We start from the raw sequence: 13,313 nt of genomic DNA on the forward strand, positions 1-13,313 counted from the left end.
TTGGTGGGTGATAATATGGAAATCACGTTAAAAGTAAATCAGGCGTATCCGAGCGATTCGGGAAGAGGAATTGCCAGATTGGATCCAGATACAATGTTAAAACTTCAAATTTCTCCCGGAGATATAATAGAGATAGAGGGAGCCAGGAAAACCGTTGCAAAAGTATGGAGGGCTCCAAAGAGGGACTGGGGGAAGAATATCATCAGAGTTGATAGGTTTATTAGGGAGAATGCAGGAGTTGGTGTTGGAGATGTTGTAAAGGTAAGAAGAGTTGATTATCAGCCTGCAAAAACCGTAATCCTCGCACCACTTAAGAAGATGGATTTAAGAATTTACGGAGTTGATATTGGGGAGTATCTCAAGCATCAATTCCTTAAGAGGCCAGTTGTTGAGGGAGATTTAGTCCCACTCGTTGGATCTCCGGCCCTCTCAGGATTTGGAAGGTACAACCAGCAGAACCAGGCCGTGGTTTTTGTTGCAGTCAAGACCGAGCCTAAAGGGCCTGTTGTCATCGATGAAACCACGAAGGTCGTTTACAGGGACAGGCCGGCAAAGGGGTTTGAGAGATTCGGAAAGGCCGGAATCACATACGAGGACATAGGAGGTCTCAAGGAAGAACTGCAGAAGGTAAGGGAAGTTATAGAACTGCCTTTGAGGTATCCAGAGCTTTTCCAGAGACTCGGAATTGACCCACCGAAGGGTGTGCTGCTCTACGGCCCGCCCGGAACGGGAAAGACGCTGATAGCCAAGGCTGTGGCAAATGAGATTGGGGCGAGCTTCTTCACCATTAACGGTCCGGAAATCATGAGCAAGTTCTACGGAGAGTCCGAGCAGAGGCTAAGGGAAATCTTTGAAGAGGCTAAGGAGAATGCTCCGTCGATAATATTCATAGATGAGATTGATTCAATTGCCCCTAAGAGAGAGGAAGTTACTGGAGAGGTCGAGAGAAGAGTTGTGGCACAGCTTCTAACTCTGATGGATGGGCTGGAGGAAAGGGGGCAGGTCATAGTCATCGGAGCCACGAACAGAATTGATGCAGTCGATCCGGCTCTGAGAAGGCCCGGCAGGTTTGACAGGGAGATTGAAATTGGTGTGCCTGACAGAGAGGGCAGATACGAGATTTTCCAGATACACACGAGGAACATGCCTCTTGAGGCCAAATATAGCAGAGAGTTTGTTCTCGATGCGATTGAAAGGTATAGAAGACAAATCGACGATCCGGAGTTGATTAAGAACCTTGATTTCCTTTACGACGAGATCAAGAACTCGGAGAAGGAGGAAGAGGTCAGAAGCGCTGTGAAAAACCTCTTACCGCAGGAAGTTATCGACGAGCTTGAGGTTGAGATAACGAAGGCGATGCTTCGCAGTCTTGCTGACCAAACTCATGGATTCGTTGGGGCGGACATTGAGGCTCTGTGTAAAGAGGCTGCCATGAAAGCTTTGCGTAGATATTTACCCCAAATAGACCTCAACGAGGACGAGATTCCGCTGGAACTCCTCGAATCAATCAGGGTTACATGGAATGACTTCATGGATGCTTTGAGGGAAATCGAACCGTCAGCGATGAGAGAGGTGTTTGTGGAGATTCCGAAGGTTACATGGGACGATGTGGGTGGACTTAAAGACGTTAAGAGAGAAATAATAGAGGCTGTTGAGTGGCCTCTTAAGTTCCCGGAGAAGTTCAGGAAGTTCGGAATCAAGCCACCGAAGGGAGTGCTGCTATTCGGGCCACCCGGAACAGGAAAAACGCTGATAGCCAAGGCTGTGGCGAATGAGAGCGAGGCGAACTTTATAAGCATTAAAGGCGGGCAGATTCTGAGCAAGTGGCTCGGAGAGAGTGAAAAAGCGGTGAGAAAAATTTTCAGAAAGGCAAGGCAAGTCGCTCCATGTATAATCTTCTTTGACGAGATTGACGCCATAGCACAGATGAGAGGAATAGATGAGGGCAGCAGGGCTGTTGAGAGAGTATTGAACCAACTTCTTACCGAGATGGACGGGCTTGAGGAGCTTCATGGGGTTGTAGTAATAGGTGCGACCAACAGACCCGATATCCTTGATCCAGCGTTGCTCAGGCCCGGCAGGTTTGACAGGCTCGTTTACGTCAGGCCACCAGACAAAAGGAGCAGACTGGCGATTTTCAAGATACACACGAGGGACATGCCGCTCTCAGACGATGTTGACCTTGAGGAGCTTGCTGAACTCACCGAGGGCTATGTCGGTGCAGACATAGAGGCAATATGCAGGGAGGCAGTGATGCTGGCGATCAGAGAGAACATCAATGCAGAGAAGGTGGAGATGAGGCACTTCTTAGAGGCTTTGAAGAAGATAAAGCCGAGCGTCAACGAGACGATGCTAAACTTCTACGAGAGATTCGAGGAAAGAATGAAGACGGAAAGAATGCAGGTCACAACAAAGCCCTTCGTTGGCTACGGTTGAGGATTTCAGGTTATCCTGTACTTTTTCAATTTTTCGTAATCTGGCTCAGCTCCAAGTCCATTTTTCTCGGGAAGCTTTGCGTAGCCCTTCTCGATTTCAACGCTGTCGTCCAGCACTCCAAACATCACCTCTTTCCACCACAGCGGGTCGAGCGGAGTTTCTATATATAAGGACAAAGATTCTCAGGCAGCGAGGCGGCAAGATGTAAATTTGCGAGCCACCCCAATCCTGGATCCCAGGCGTGTGGCATGAACTTCAGATTGAACGCTTCTGCAACAGCCGCAACTTTTCTGCACTCGCTGATTCCATTCGAATAAACGGCATCTGCCTGCACGATGTCAAATGCACCGCTTTCAATCAGCATCCTGAACCTCTGCAAGCCGTGTTCCAGCTCTCCACCAGAGATTTCAACTGTGGTGTTCTCTCTAAGCCATCTGTAACCCTCAATGTCATCCTTCCACAGCGGTTCCTCAAGCCACAGCACTTCATATTTTTCAAGTTCTCTCGCAACCTTCAGAGCAGTTTTCCTGCTCCAGTAAGGTGGGGTGTAGCTCCACGCCTGATTTGCGTCAACTGCAAGCTTTAAATCCGGAAACTCCTTAGAGACAGTTTTAAGCACTTCGAGATCATCATCAACTCTTGCCCTCCTAAACCTCAGCTTCACAACGTCAATTCCCATCTCTGCATACTTCTCAACAAGCTTCAGCGTTTCTTCTGGATTAAGAAGTCTGCCTGTACTCGCATATATTTTAACCTTCCTCCTCCCCCCTCCAAGAAGTCTGTAAAGCGGCAATCCCTCTCTTTTTGCTATCAAATCCCAGATGGCAACTTCAAGAGCACCAAGCCTCTGTATCGCCCAGCTACCGATCTCAAGCAATCGAGAATCTACTTCTTCAATATCCATGTCCAAACTCTGGACGGTAAGTTTAACAGTAGTTTCAAGGAAGTGTTTGTAAGCTGCACCAAACTCGATTGCCGAGTAACCTTTGTAGCCCCCGCTCTCCACCTCAACAATGCTGAAAACATAGACAGGGTGGGGAAATGGCTCCCACGAGAACTTAATGGGTTCAGGAAGTGGAACGGCAAGAGTATGAACCCTAAGATCATCAAGTCTCATTCTTCAATTTTGCCGTCTTTAAATATTAGTTTTTTGCTTCAGATGTTCAACCAACCTTTGGCAAACTTTTTAAAATTATAATCATAAATCAAACATGGCACAGATTTCTGGAGGAGAATTGCTCGTAAGGTGTTTAATCAAGGAGAACGTCAAGTACATTTTCGGGGTTCCGGGAGGACAGCTTCTAACCTTCCTCGATGCGATAAAGAGGGTTGGGGAGAAGCACGGGATGAAGTTCGTCAACTGCAGGCACGAGCAGGCTGCAGCAAGCATGGCGGATGCCTATGCGAGGACAAGCGGTGAGATTGGTGTTTGTGTTGGTACAATAGGCCCGGGTGGGGCTGATTTAGTTCCCGGAGTTTACCCTGCTTACGCCGACAGCGTTCCGATGCTGGTGATAACAGCACAGAACCAGACATGGAAGAGCTATCCAGACCACGGCTCCATGCAGGCTTTGGATCAGTTTCACCTCTTCAAGCCGATAACGAAGTGGAATGCTGTGGTTTCACACTGGGAAAGAATTCCTGAGCTCGTTCAGAGGGCGATAAGGGTTGCCCTCTCAGGCAGACCCGGGCCGGTGCACCTCGATTTTCCATCAGACGTGCTTTACAACGGTAACGAGGAAAATTTCGCAAAGGTTTACCCTCCTGAACGCTACAGACCGATGAAACCGCCAGTCGGAAATCCTGAGCTTGTAGAGACTGCTGCGGAAATGCTTTACAGTGCTGAAAGACCACTCATCCATGCAGGCACAGGAGTTCTGAGAGCAAAGGCATGGAATGAGCTGAGGGAGCTTGCAGAATATCTGGGAGCAGTGGTTACGACCACAATGGGTGGAAGAGGAGCCATTCCGGAAGATCATCTTTTATGCATCCTTCCAGCCAGTCCGGCAGCAATAATGGCCCAGAACGAGGCTGATGTAGTCCTAGTTGTGGGAAGCAAGATGGGAGATCTGGATTTCCGGGGCAGACCGCCTGCATGGGGTGATCCTGATCAGCAGAAGACGATTCAGATTGACATCGAGCCTGAGATGATCGCCCTCAACCGTCCCGTTAATGTTGGAATCGTGGGTGATGCAAAGGAGACGCTTAAGGCTTTGATTGATGCTGTTAAAAAGAAAGGTGAGAGAAGAGAACCGGTTGACAGGCTTAAAGACTACAGGAAAATGCAGCAGGAGTGGTTAGAAGGATTTTTGAATCTGGCAGAAAGCAGAGAGAAGCCAATTCATCCGTTGAGAGTGATAAAGGAGGTCAGAGAGTTCTATCCGAGGAACGCGATTTCCTGTGTAGATGGCGGCAACACGGCAGTCTGGGCTTCTTATCTGAACAGGATTTACGAGCCCAACACATTTCTATGGGCTGCTGATTCGGGGCATCTCGGCACAGGCCTGCCGTACGCCATTGGAGCAAAGCTTGCAAACCCTGACAGGCCCGTTTACCTCATTGCAGGTGATGGAGCTTTCGGTCTGACAATGGAGGAGCTTGAGACTGCGAGCAGGGAAGGGGTGAAAGTTACGTCAATCGTCATGAACGACGGCTGCTGGGGGATGATCAAGGGCTCGCAGAAGGCTGCGTTTGGTGGGAGATTCATCGGAGTCGACTTCAAAGATGTCAGGTACGATAAGGTTGCGGAGTCAATGGGATGGTACGGGCAGAGGGTTGAGGAACCTGAAGACATTGCAACCGCCCTTGACAAAGCTGAGAGCTCAGACAAGCCAGCCCTGCTGGACGTGAAAATCTCGCAAGAAGCAAACCTCTCGCCGCCCGACTTAATAACTCTCTCGATTGTGTGGCTCGAAGGCTGCAATCCGCCTCCGGTGGAATGAGGGCCTTAGTAGTTGACCTAAACCTCTTTAAAGCAGCACTGAACCTCCTGCTTGGAAGGATCACGAAGAGCGTTTACTACAGCCCGCTGTCACTGCTGAAATACCACGAAAACTATCCCGAACCGAAATTGCCAGGAGAGGACTGGGTTAAGATTGAAACCAGACTCTGCGGGATATGCGGCTCAGACCTGAGAGTCATAACTCTCGAAGAGAGCTTCTACTTAGCTCCTCTAACCTCTTTTCCATTTATTCCTGGCCATGAGGTTGTGGGAGAGGTTGTTGAGGTTGGAGACAACTCGAATGTTTCAGAAGGGGAGAGGGTGGTTATAAATCCAGCCTTATCCTGCAGGGTAAGGGGATTTGAAGAATGTGAAGCCTGCAGAAAAGGACACTTTGCAGTCTGCCACAACACGGACAGAGGAAGGATCTTTCCCGGCATCTTCACCGGTATTTGCAGAGACACCGGCGGAGGTTGGGCTGAGTATTTCGTTGCCCACAACTCTCAGCTTGTAAACGTTCCTGCCAGCATTAAGGACGAGAACGCGGTGTTTGCAGAGCCGTTGACCATAGGAATCCACTCAGCCCTTAGAAGCTTTCCAGGAGATGATGAGGTTGTTGCGGTAGTTGGATGTGGAGTTATCGGCATCTGCACCATTATTGCGCTCAGACACCTTGGCTTTAAGGGCGAGATTATCGGAATTGACATCAGCGAAAGACAGGCGGAGATGGCGAAGAAATTCGGCGCTAACGAAGTGATAACGGAAAATCCCGTGAAGAGCATTGCGGAAATGACGGGAGGAAGGGTCTATCATCCACCAATGGATAGACCAATGTTTGTTGGTGGTGGTGTGGATGTTGCCTACGAGTGCACGGGAATTCAGCGGACAGTTGACACCGCTCTAAGAATTACCAAACCGCTTGGAAGAGTGGTGATTGCTGGCACTGTTGCGAAAATGGACGTGGACTGGGCTCCGGTGTTTGCCAAAGAGCTAACTGTTCTGGGAACCTTTGGGTGTGGGATTGAGGAAGTGAACGGGGAGAAAAAGGATACCTTCGACATCGCACTCGACATTCTCCAAAAGGTCGACATCTCGCACCTTCTGACCCACAGATTTGCAATTGAGGACTACAGGAAAGTTCTGAAGGCTGCAATTGAAAAAAGGAAAAGTGGGGCAGTTAAGGTAGCCTTCGACTTCACTCTTTGAGCAGCATAGCGAGAAGGAAGGACACAACGAGAAGTGCTGCAGAAAGAATCAGAGTTGAATCCCAGCCTGCAACTCTCGCCATGCTCTCAAATCCGACAATCAACACCACCGAGCCCACCTGGGAGAATAGCCATAGTGATGAGTTGGCAGTCCCGGCAAATTTCTCCCCCACGGACGTGGCGGAGAGGTCGAGAGCAAGCGGAAGAGAGGAGATAAAGAAGAATCCCAGTATGAACAGCACTGCTGCCACCATTCCCATACCGATCACAGCGGTATGGGCGTAGAACAGGATGGCGGATAGGATGAAGCACAGGTAAAGAAATGGCTTTCTTTTACCTGCTTTGTCCGATAACGCTGGTATGACTATACTGCCAAAAATTCCGCCCAGAAGGAAAGCTGAGGCTGTCAGCCCGGCTGTTTCCACATCCAGTCCATGTTCTTCAAGAACCGGCTCAACCCACGTAAGGTAGGCGGTGAATATCCCTACCCCCACGAAGGCAATGAGTGAGAGGATCAGAACGTTCCTGTTTTTCAGCACATTGAGGTACTCTCTGAGCTTGTGTTCCTCCTCAAACCCTCCTTCTGCCTCCTTGCCGAGTAGGTAAAAAAGAATCAGCACAATGAAGGCGAAAGCACCGTAAGTCAGCAGCATGCTCTCGAAGCCCGTGCTAACAGTCAGGGCAGGAGTTAAGCTGAGGCCAGCAATCGTGCCAATGAAGAGTGAAATGCTCCCCAAACCCGTTGCGAGCCCCGCCTCCTCGATGGGAAACCAGCTTTTTACGAGCTTTGATATGCTGTTGAAAATGAAGGGCTGCCCGACGGCTGTTAGAGTTTGAAATACTAGCAGAGCTTCAAATGTAGTTGCAAACGCCCTAAGCAATCCAAATACTGCAAAAAAGGCGCTGCCAATCAGAACTGCCTTTCTGAACCCCCTTCTGTCCACGTAATATCCCACAGGCAGTGCAAGAACTATGAAGACAATCGGAAAAACTGCAGAGAGCAGTCCAACCTCAGCATCTCCCACGCCGTAGATTTCCTCCACGATGGGCAGAATGGGCGAGAAGGTTATCCACATAACCTGCGAAACGATACCTGCGAGAATGTACACTGCAAGAACAACCCAGCGGTAGGAACTCATAATACAAATAATTAATTTTAGTATTTATTGTTTTTCACGATTGAACGGAAGCCAAACTGAATCTAATCCCCAAGCAGACACCTCGCTATTCTGCTGCTGTATAGACATTCGCTGCACGACGGCTGGTTTGCATAACAATCAACATTTGTCTCAGCATACCAGCAACCCTCGACGTAAGGACAGTCGGCACACCATGGAAAGTTCTCCATGTCCTCTCTGAGCTTCTCGAACTTGCTCATTTTTTCAATTACATCATCAACATCCTCTCTCAGAACATTGCCGACGGTGTACTCCTCAATTTTCTTGTAATGCTCGTTAACATACTCGTTGTGAGTGTATGCGAAGGTCATACAGCTTGAAATTGACCCGTCAACTCTCAGAAAAGCAGAATTTTTGTAAGGACACTCTCTTGCTTTTGAATCCCCGAAAAATGAGGGCTCAATAAGCTCTACACCATACTCCCTTGCCGTTTCTCTCAGCCTCTCGAAAACATCTTCCGCCCTGAAAGCCGTCTCGATTCTGTCCTTCCTCCCAAATATTGAGAGAAGGTTGATGGAGTAGCCTTTCGAATAAATATCCTTCAGCAAGTGCTTGTACCTTCTGAGAGACTCACCCCCACCTCTTGAGCAGTCCCTGATAGCCTCAACAAGAATGCTCTCGTCCAGTCCGAGTACTTCTTCAACCGTTATCCTGCTGCCCTCGAAGTAAACACCCTGCTCGTAAATTGCGGGATTTGATGCAACAACGTTCGTTGCGAGCATCCCTGCACCAAATTCGGCTATTCTTTCGAAGAACTGTGGAAGGAGTTCGAGGTTCTGCCTTGTTACAACAACCTCCGCAATCGCCCTCTCACCCAGCTTTTTAAGCAGTCCAATAGCTCTATCAACCTCAAGCCCCTTCCTGAACTTGTCGTTAACGTCGATCGACACTCCTACTTTATCCACCACATCGAGAATTTCCGAGTCGAGCATCCCGTTGGTGCTGATTATAATCTTCCCGTTAAAACCCTCAATTTTCCTGAAAAATTCGGGATACAGTAGCGGTTCTCCATAGCCATAGATAACGTACTCCTTGGCCACACCCTCTACCTTTTCAAGTACTTCAAGAGGCAGATCTCCCGGAGTAACATTTTTTCGGTGACAGTACTCGCAATCGAGTGTGCAGAAAGTTGTTGGTTCAATTTGAAGCTTCTTTAGTCTCATCCTCCAGCCACCGGTGGAAAGACAGCTATTCTGGCATTTTCACTCAATTTCCCAATCATCTCGTCCTTTATGTTCCTTCCGTTGACGGTTATTATCCTGTCATTTCTGAAATTCCCGTTTTCGTCGAAAATTTCTCTCAAAAAATCTTCTCCAAGTTTTTTTGAAGCAGCAATAAAAGCTCCCTTTAAAGTGCCATCGCACTCAACTTCGATGGATTTTCCGTACTTTTCTCTCAGGGTTGCGTAAAATTCAATCTTTACTTTCACAAAGAAGGTTAGTTTTTCAGGATAAAAACCTTCTTTCGAAACGATTGATCGAGTATAAAAACCTTTAAATTTTCTGAGATGCTTCTCACATATGAGATGCTTGAAGTCCTCAAATCCTTGGCAATGATGAACGCAACAAGGAAAGTTGTGAAGATAAGCTCAAAGGAACTTGCCGAGCGTATTGGTCAAAGTCTTCAGACCGCGGCAAGAAAGCTGAAAGAGCTTGAGGATGAAGGACTGATAGACCGCACACTCACGAAAGATGGACAGTTCGTCGTTATAACGGAGAAGGGAAAGCAACTCCTTTACAAGGAGTACATGGACTACAAGAAAATTTTCGAGGACGAGGGAACGATTAAGATAAAGGGAGAGGTTTTCAGCGGAGTTGGAGAGGGGAGATACTACGTTTCACTCGACGGATACAGAAAGCAGTTCAAGGAAAAGCTGGGTTTCGAACCCTATCCCGGCACACTCAACCTCAGAATTCCGAAGGAGCAGATGTACTTCAGGAGAAGGCTTGATGAGGAGAGAGGGATTCTGATTGACGGATTCTCGACAGAGGACAGAACCTTTGGAGAGGTTAAAGCCTTCAAGTGCAGGATTAACGGTATTGAGGGTGCTATAGTAATTCCGAAAAGGACACACTACCCGTCGGAAATCTTTGAGGTAATTTCTCCCGTAAAGCTTAGAGATAAGCTCGGATTGAAGGACGGGGACTTCGTGGAGGTGGAGGTGATTTTATGATACTCGACTTTGAGGAATCGTTGAGAGCCTTCAGGAAAGGCTCACCCGTGCTGATTTACGACTTCGAGGATAGAGAGGGGGAGACGGACATAGCAATCCCTGCGATCCATGTGGGAAAGGAAGAGGTTGCAATGATGAGGATTGATGGAGGGGGGTTGATTTGCGTCGCGATACACCCGGTTGCAGCAGAGAAGCTCGGATTGCCGTTCATGCATGACGTTCTAAGGGTTGCGAGTGAGGAACTGCCGGAAATAAAGAAAGTTGCCGATGCGGATGACATAAAATACGACTCAAGAAGCTCCTTTTCCCTCTGGGTGAACCACAGAGACACTTTTACGGGGATAACTGACATCGACAGGGCTTTGACGATAAGGAGAATCGGGGAGGTTGTTGACGAAGTAATGATGGGCAAAAAAGTCGATTTTGGCAGCGAGTTCAGGAGTCCGGGGCACGTTGCTCTGCTTAGGGCTGCAGATAAGTTAACCTACGAAAGGGTTGGACAGACTGAGCTCAGTGTTGCTCTCGCAGAGATGGCGGGAATCGCTCCTGCAGTTGCAATCTGCGAGATGCTTGATGCCGAAACCGGCAGGGCTTTGACGAAGGAGAAGGCGATGGAGTATGCTGAGGAGAAGGGCATACCGTTCATCGATGGAAGAACGATAGTTGAGCACTACAGAAAGTTCAGGGAAGTGGAGGTTAGTCTGTTCGTTTAATCTTTCGAAGTTTTTCGGGGATACAATTATATCCCCTCAAACAATTCTAATTTCATGTTCCAGTCAGACCTCAAACTGATAGTGTTCCAGCACGGTTTCTTTGGAGAAAGATTTGTGGCAAATCTGATGAACTATCCCAACTCCTGTCCCTCTTACGGTGCATGCGGGATTGATGGCTGCACTCAGTGCAAGGAGGGATTATACAACTTCTCCAAGAACATAATCGCCGTTTTTTCCATGCCGGATCCAACGACAATGCCAGACTTCATCGAAAATGCGGAGGACTTCCTGCCCAAGGCCATTCCAGAAGCCGACATTGCAGTAGCAATCAACCTCCATCCCGACGTTCTTGCGGTGCTGCCTGAGAAGCTGGCTGGGAAAGTCAAGGCTCTCATAGTGCCTGTTGAGGAGTCGAGATGGTGCTCTCCGGGACTGGCGAAGCAGATCAAGGAGAAGTGTGATGAACTCGGAATTGAGTTCGCAGCACCCAAACCTTTCTGCAACTTAAGGCCGAATGAGGAGCATCCGGTCATCAACCGGATGATTGAGGAGATGAGAATAGGCTATCCGGAGTTCGAGATCGAGCTGCTGGAGGATGGCAAGGCATACGTCAGGATTTCAAGATCCCAGCCTTGCGGATGTGCTTACTACATCGGCATAAAGCTGAGGGGGTTTGACTTCACTGAGGTGAAAGAGGGGAAGATGAGGGAGCTCTGGAATGTTGTTGCCGAGGCTCATCACAGCTATCCGTGCACAGCGAGCATGGAGAGAGACAACGAGTACAATGAAACCCTGCTCCATATTGGCGGCTACATAGCAAGGCATGCGGTTAATAAAGCCCTTGGCTATGAAGGGGACGAGGACATTCCGGAACACATCAAACACATCGTTCTGTGAACTTTTTTGGTAGTCTTACGATGAACACAGCACCACTCGGCTCGTTATCCTTAACCCCTATGCTTCCCCCGTAAAGCTCCACAATCTTTTTAACGATGAAAAGACCCACTCCGGTACCCCATCCCGAGGAAAAACCTTCTTCGAAAATTTTATCCTTAATTTCGTCTGGGATACCCTTCCCGTTATCCTTAACAACGAGAACCCCCCATCCGTTCTCGGCATGCGTTTCCACAACTATTTCAACATCCGATTTTCCCGAATGCTTGACGGCGTTGTTCAGAAGGTTGAATACGACGGTTTTGATCCCTTCGTTGGCGATGACGTTGACTTCTTCAAGATTCAGTTTAATGTTTGCCTCTTTGAAACTCTCTGCAACCTCTCTCACAACCTCAGCGAGGTTAATTTCCTTTCTGACATCTCCGGCAATTTCGAGGTTCTTGGCCTCGTAAATCAACCTTGAAATTCTATCTATCCTTGACATGGCTGTCTTAAAAAGCCCATCATCCTTTACCTCGATAGCTGCCCTTATAACAGTCAGGTCGTTGAGAATGTCGTGCCTGAGCATTTTGTTTAACAGGGAGAGGTAATCACTCTTGCGCTCAAGCTCACTCGTAAGCGTGTGGATTTCGGTAGTGTCCATTGCGGTAGAGGCTACGGCGGGTTTACCTTGGTAGTTTATTCTTACCAGCCTAACAGTAACCCACCTGACCTCTCCACTTCTTGTTATTATCCTGAAACTAACATCGCTGGATTCCTCTTCTCCAGCCTCTATGTCCCTGTATTTCTTTAAAACATCCTCTCTGTCTTCGGGATGAATCAGCAAACTCAGGTTTTCCATGCAGGAAAGTTCATCTTCTCTATAACCAGTTACTTTTTCGAATGACTCGTTTGCATAAACGATTCTCCCATTCTGGACGATGTGAATCGGGGCAAGAGACTTTTCAATCAGAGACCTGTGGAATTCCTCACTCTTCTTAATTTCCGTTATGTCAATGCCTGTGATTGCCACAGCAGGCTCGTTCTTGTAGGTTATTCTGGTACCTCTTACTCTCACCCAAATATCCTCCCCCGATTTTGAGAAAACTCTGAAGTCGTGGAATTCAACGTCGCTCTTCCCGGAAATAAGTCTTTGATATTTCTCGGCAATAGTTCCGAGGTCTTCCGGATGAATAAAGAATTCGAACGGATTTCTGCCAATGATCTCCTCTCTTTTGTAGCCGGAAATTTCTTCGAATGCTTTGTTCACATAAGCAAAAACACCATTCTGGATAATTGCAACAGGCGCGATGGAATCCTCGATCAGCGACCTGTGGAACTCCTCGCTCTCTCTCAGCTTGCTCTGGAGCACCTTGTTTGCTGTAATGTCTATCCAGTTGCCGACCCCCATCAGTTCGTTGCCAATTTTCATGGGTAGTACGTATCCCCAGACCCACCTTCTTTCGTTGTTCTTTGTTAAGTAGCTGATTTCAAGAAAAACGGGTTTTCCCCCTATGCCTTTCTTGTACGCCTTGGCAACCTTCTCATGATGTTCGGGAACAACGAGTTCGAAAACGTCCATTCCGCAAATCTCCTCTTTTTTGTAGCCTGTGGTCATCTCCACAACCTTGTTCACATACTTTATTCTCAAATTTTCATCAACTATTATTAACCCCACCAGCGAGTTCTCTACAATCTTGCTGAGAGACTCAGGGTCATTCATCAGATTCATCATTACAATTACTATTGTCATCAACAGTATTTAAATTATTCTATTTGCCTTCCCACTTTCAC

Annotated in this window: 11 protein-coding genes; 6 read left to right on the forward strand and 5 right to left on the reverse strand. The window is 48.0% G+C overall.

From position 1 onward, the window contains the following. Positions 1-15 precede the first annotated feature (15 nt). Positions 16-2,436, forward strand: coding sequence for a CDC48 family AAA ATPase (locus H0Z19_RS01430; RefSeq protein WP_290723094.1), 2,421 nt, complete (start codon positions 16-18; stop codon positions 2,434-2,436). A gap of 160 nt (positions 2,437-2,596) precedes the next feature. Here the strand turns inward: H0Z19_RS01430 and H0Z19_RS01435 are convergent, their stop codons facing one another. Continuing rightward, on the reverse strand, positions 2,597-3,553 hold the full coding sequence (locus H0Z19_RS01435; RefSeq protein WP_290723096.1) for a mandelate racemase/muconate lactonizing enzyme family protein: 957 nt from the start codon (positions 3,551-3,553) through the stop codon (positions 2,597-2,599). A 94-nt stretch (positions 3,554-3,647) separates the two neighbouring features. On the opposite strand from H0Z19_RS01435, the gene H0Z19_RS01440 reads away from it, so the two are divergent. Beyond that, positions 3,648-5,378 carry a thiamine pyrophosphate-binding protein gene (locus H0Z19_RS01440; RefSeq protein ID WP_290723098.1) on the forward strand — a complete coding sequence of 577 codons (1,731 nt, stop codon included), beginning with the start codon at positions 3,648-3,650 and terminating at the stop codon, positions 5,376-5,378. Beyond that, positions 5,375-6,583: a zinc-binding dehydrogenase gene (locus tag H0Z19_RS01445; RefSeq protein WP_290723100.1), complete on the forward strand. Its 1,209-nt coding sequence runs from the start codon at positions 5,375-5,377 to the stop codon at positions 6,581-6,583. Before H0Z19_RS01440 ends, H0Z19_RS01445 begins: the two co-directional genes overlap by 4 nt. Here the strand turns inward: H0Z19_RS01445 and H0Z19_RS01450 are convergent. The 3 genes from H0Z19_RS01450 to H0Z19_RS01460 form a co-directional block, all read right to left on the reverse strand. Beyond that, entirely contained in the window at positions 6,573-7,721 is a 1,149-nt protein-coding gene (locus tag H0Z19_RS01450; RefSeq protein WP_290723102.1) for an MFS transporter, read from the reverse strand. The two genes, H0Z19_RS01445 and H0Z19_RS01450, sit on opposite strands and share 11 nt — an antisense overlap. 62 nt (positions 7,722-7,783) lie before the next feature. Beyond that, a complete protein-coding gene (locus H0Z19_RS01455; protein ID WP_290723104.1) occupies positions 7,784-8,923 on the reverse strand; it encodes a radical SAM/SPASM domain-containing protein in 1,140 nt (379 codons plus the stop codon). Next, on the reverse strand, positions 8,920-9,189 hold the full coding sequence (locus tag H0Z19_RS01460) for a MoaD/ThiS family protein (protein WP_290723106.1): 270 nt from the start codon (positions 9,187-9,189) through the stop codon (positions 8,920-8,922). Before H0Z19_RS01460 ends, H0Z19_RS01455 begins: the two co-directional genes overlap by 4 nt. 78 nt (positions 9,190-9,267) lie before the next feature. Here H0Z19_RS01460 and H0Z19_RS01465 point away from each other — a divergent pair, with 78 nt between their 5' ends. From H0Z19_RS01465 to H0Z19_RS01475, 3 genes are read left to right on the forward strand one after another with little or no spacing between them, the layout of a single operon-like run. Next, positions 9,268-9,933 (forward strand): winged helix-turn-helix domain-containing protein/riboflavin kinase, encoded by a 666-nt coding sequence (locus tag H0Z19_RS01465; RefSeq protein ID WP_290723108.1) that lies wholly within the window; start codon positions 9,268-9,270, stop codon positions 9,931-9,933. After that, a complete protein-coding gene (gene ribB / locus H0Z19_RS01470; protein ID WP_290723111.1) occupies positions 9,930-10,646 on the forward strand; it encodes a 3,4-dihydroxy-2-butanone-4-phosphate synthase in 717 nt (238 codons plus the stop codon). The genes H0Z19_RS01465 and ribB overlap by 4 nt, the downstream gene beginning before the upstream one ends. A gap of 54 nt (positions 10,647-10,700) precedes the next feature. Further along, the gene (locus H0Z19_RS01475) at positions 10,701-11,543 is read left to right on the forward strand and encodes a DUF166 domain-containing protein (RefSeq protein ID WP_290723113.1); all 843 of its coding nucleotides are present in this window, start codon (positions 10,701-10,703) and stop codon (positions 11,541-11,543) included. On the opposite strand, the gene H0Z19_RS01480 is transcribed toward H0Z19_RS01475, so the two are convergent. Further along, positions 11,524-13,272: a PAS domain S-box protein gene (locus H0Z19_RS01480; protein ID WP_290723115.1), complete on the reverse strand. Its 1,749-nt coding sequence runs from the start codon at positions 13,270-13,272 to the stop codon at positions 11,524-11,526. The genes H0Z19_RS01475 and H0Z19_RS01480 overlap by 20 nt on opposite strands. Positions 13,273-13,313: the final 41 nt, after the last annotated feature.

Origin of the sequence: Archaeoglobus sp. (assembly GCF_017656475.1) — an archaeon.
Classification (GTDB): Archaea; Halobacteriota; Archaeoglobi; order Archaeoglobales; family Archaeoglobaceae; genus Archaeoglobus.

Coding starts and splice junctions, on each gene's coding strand:
- ribB (WP_290723111.1), top strand. CDS start 9,930: ATGATACTCGACTTTGAGGAATCGTTGAGAGCCTTCAGGAAAGGCTCA.
- H0Z19_RS01480 (WP_290723115.1), bottom strand. CDS start 13,272: ATGACAATAGTAATTGTAATGATGAATCTGATGAATGACCCTGAGTCT.
- H0Z19_RS01455 (WP_290723104.1), bottom strand. CDS start 8,923: ATGAGACTAAAGAAGCTTCAAATTGAACCAACAACTTTCTGCACACTC.
- H0Z19_RS01465 (WP_290723108.1), top strand. CDS start 9,268: ATGCTTCTCACATATGAGATGCTTGAAGTCCTCAAATCCTTGGCAATG.
- H0Z19_RS01435 (WP_290723096.1), bottom strand. CDS start 3,553: ATGAGACTTGATGATCTTAGGGTTCATACTCTTGCCGTTCCACTTCCT.
- H0Z19_RS01450 (WP_290723102.1), bottom strand. CDS start 7,721: ATGAGTTCCTACCGCTGGGTTGTTCTTGCAGTGTACATTCTCGCAGGT.
- H0Z19_RS01430 (WP_290723094.1), top strand. CDS start 16: ATGGAAATCACGTTAAAAGTAAATCAGGCGTATCCGAGCGATTCGGGA.
- H0Z19_RS01440 (WP_290723098.1), top strand. CDS start 3,648: ATGGCACAGATTTCTGGAGGAGAATTGCTCGTAAGGTGTTTAATCAAG.
- H0Z19_RS01445 (WP_290723100.1), top strand. CDS start 5,375: ATGAGGGCCTTAGTAGTTGACCTAAACCTCTTTAAAGCAGCACTGAAC.
- H0Z19_RS01475 (WP_290723113.1), top strand. CDS start 10,701: ATGTTCCAGTCAGACCTCAAACTGATAGTGTTCCAGCACGGTTTCTTT.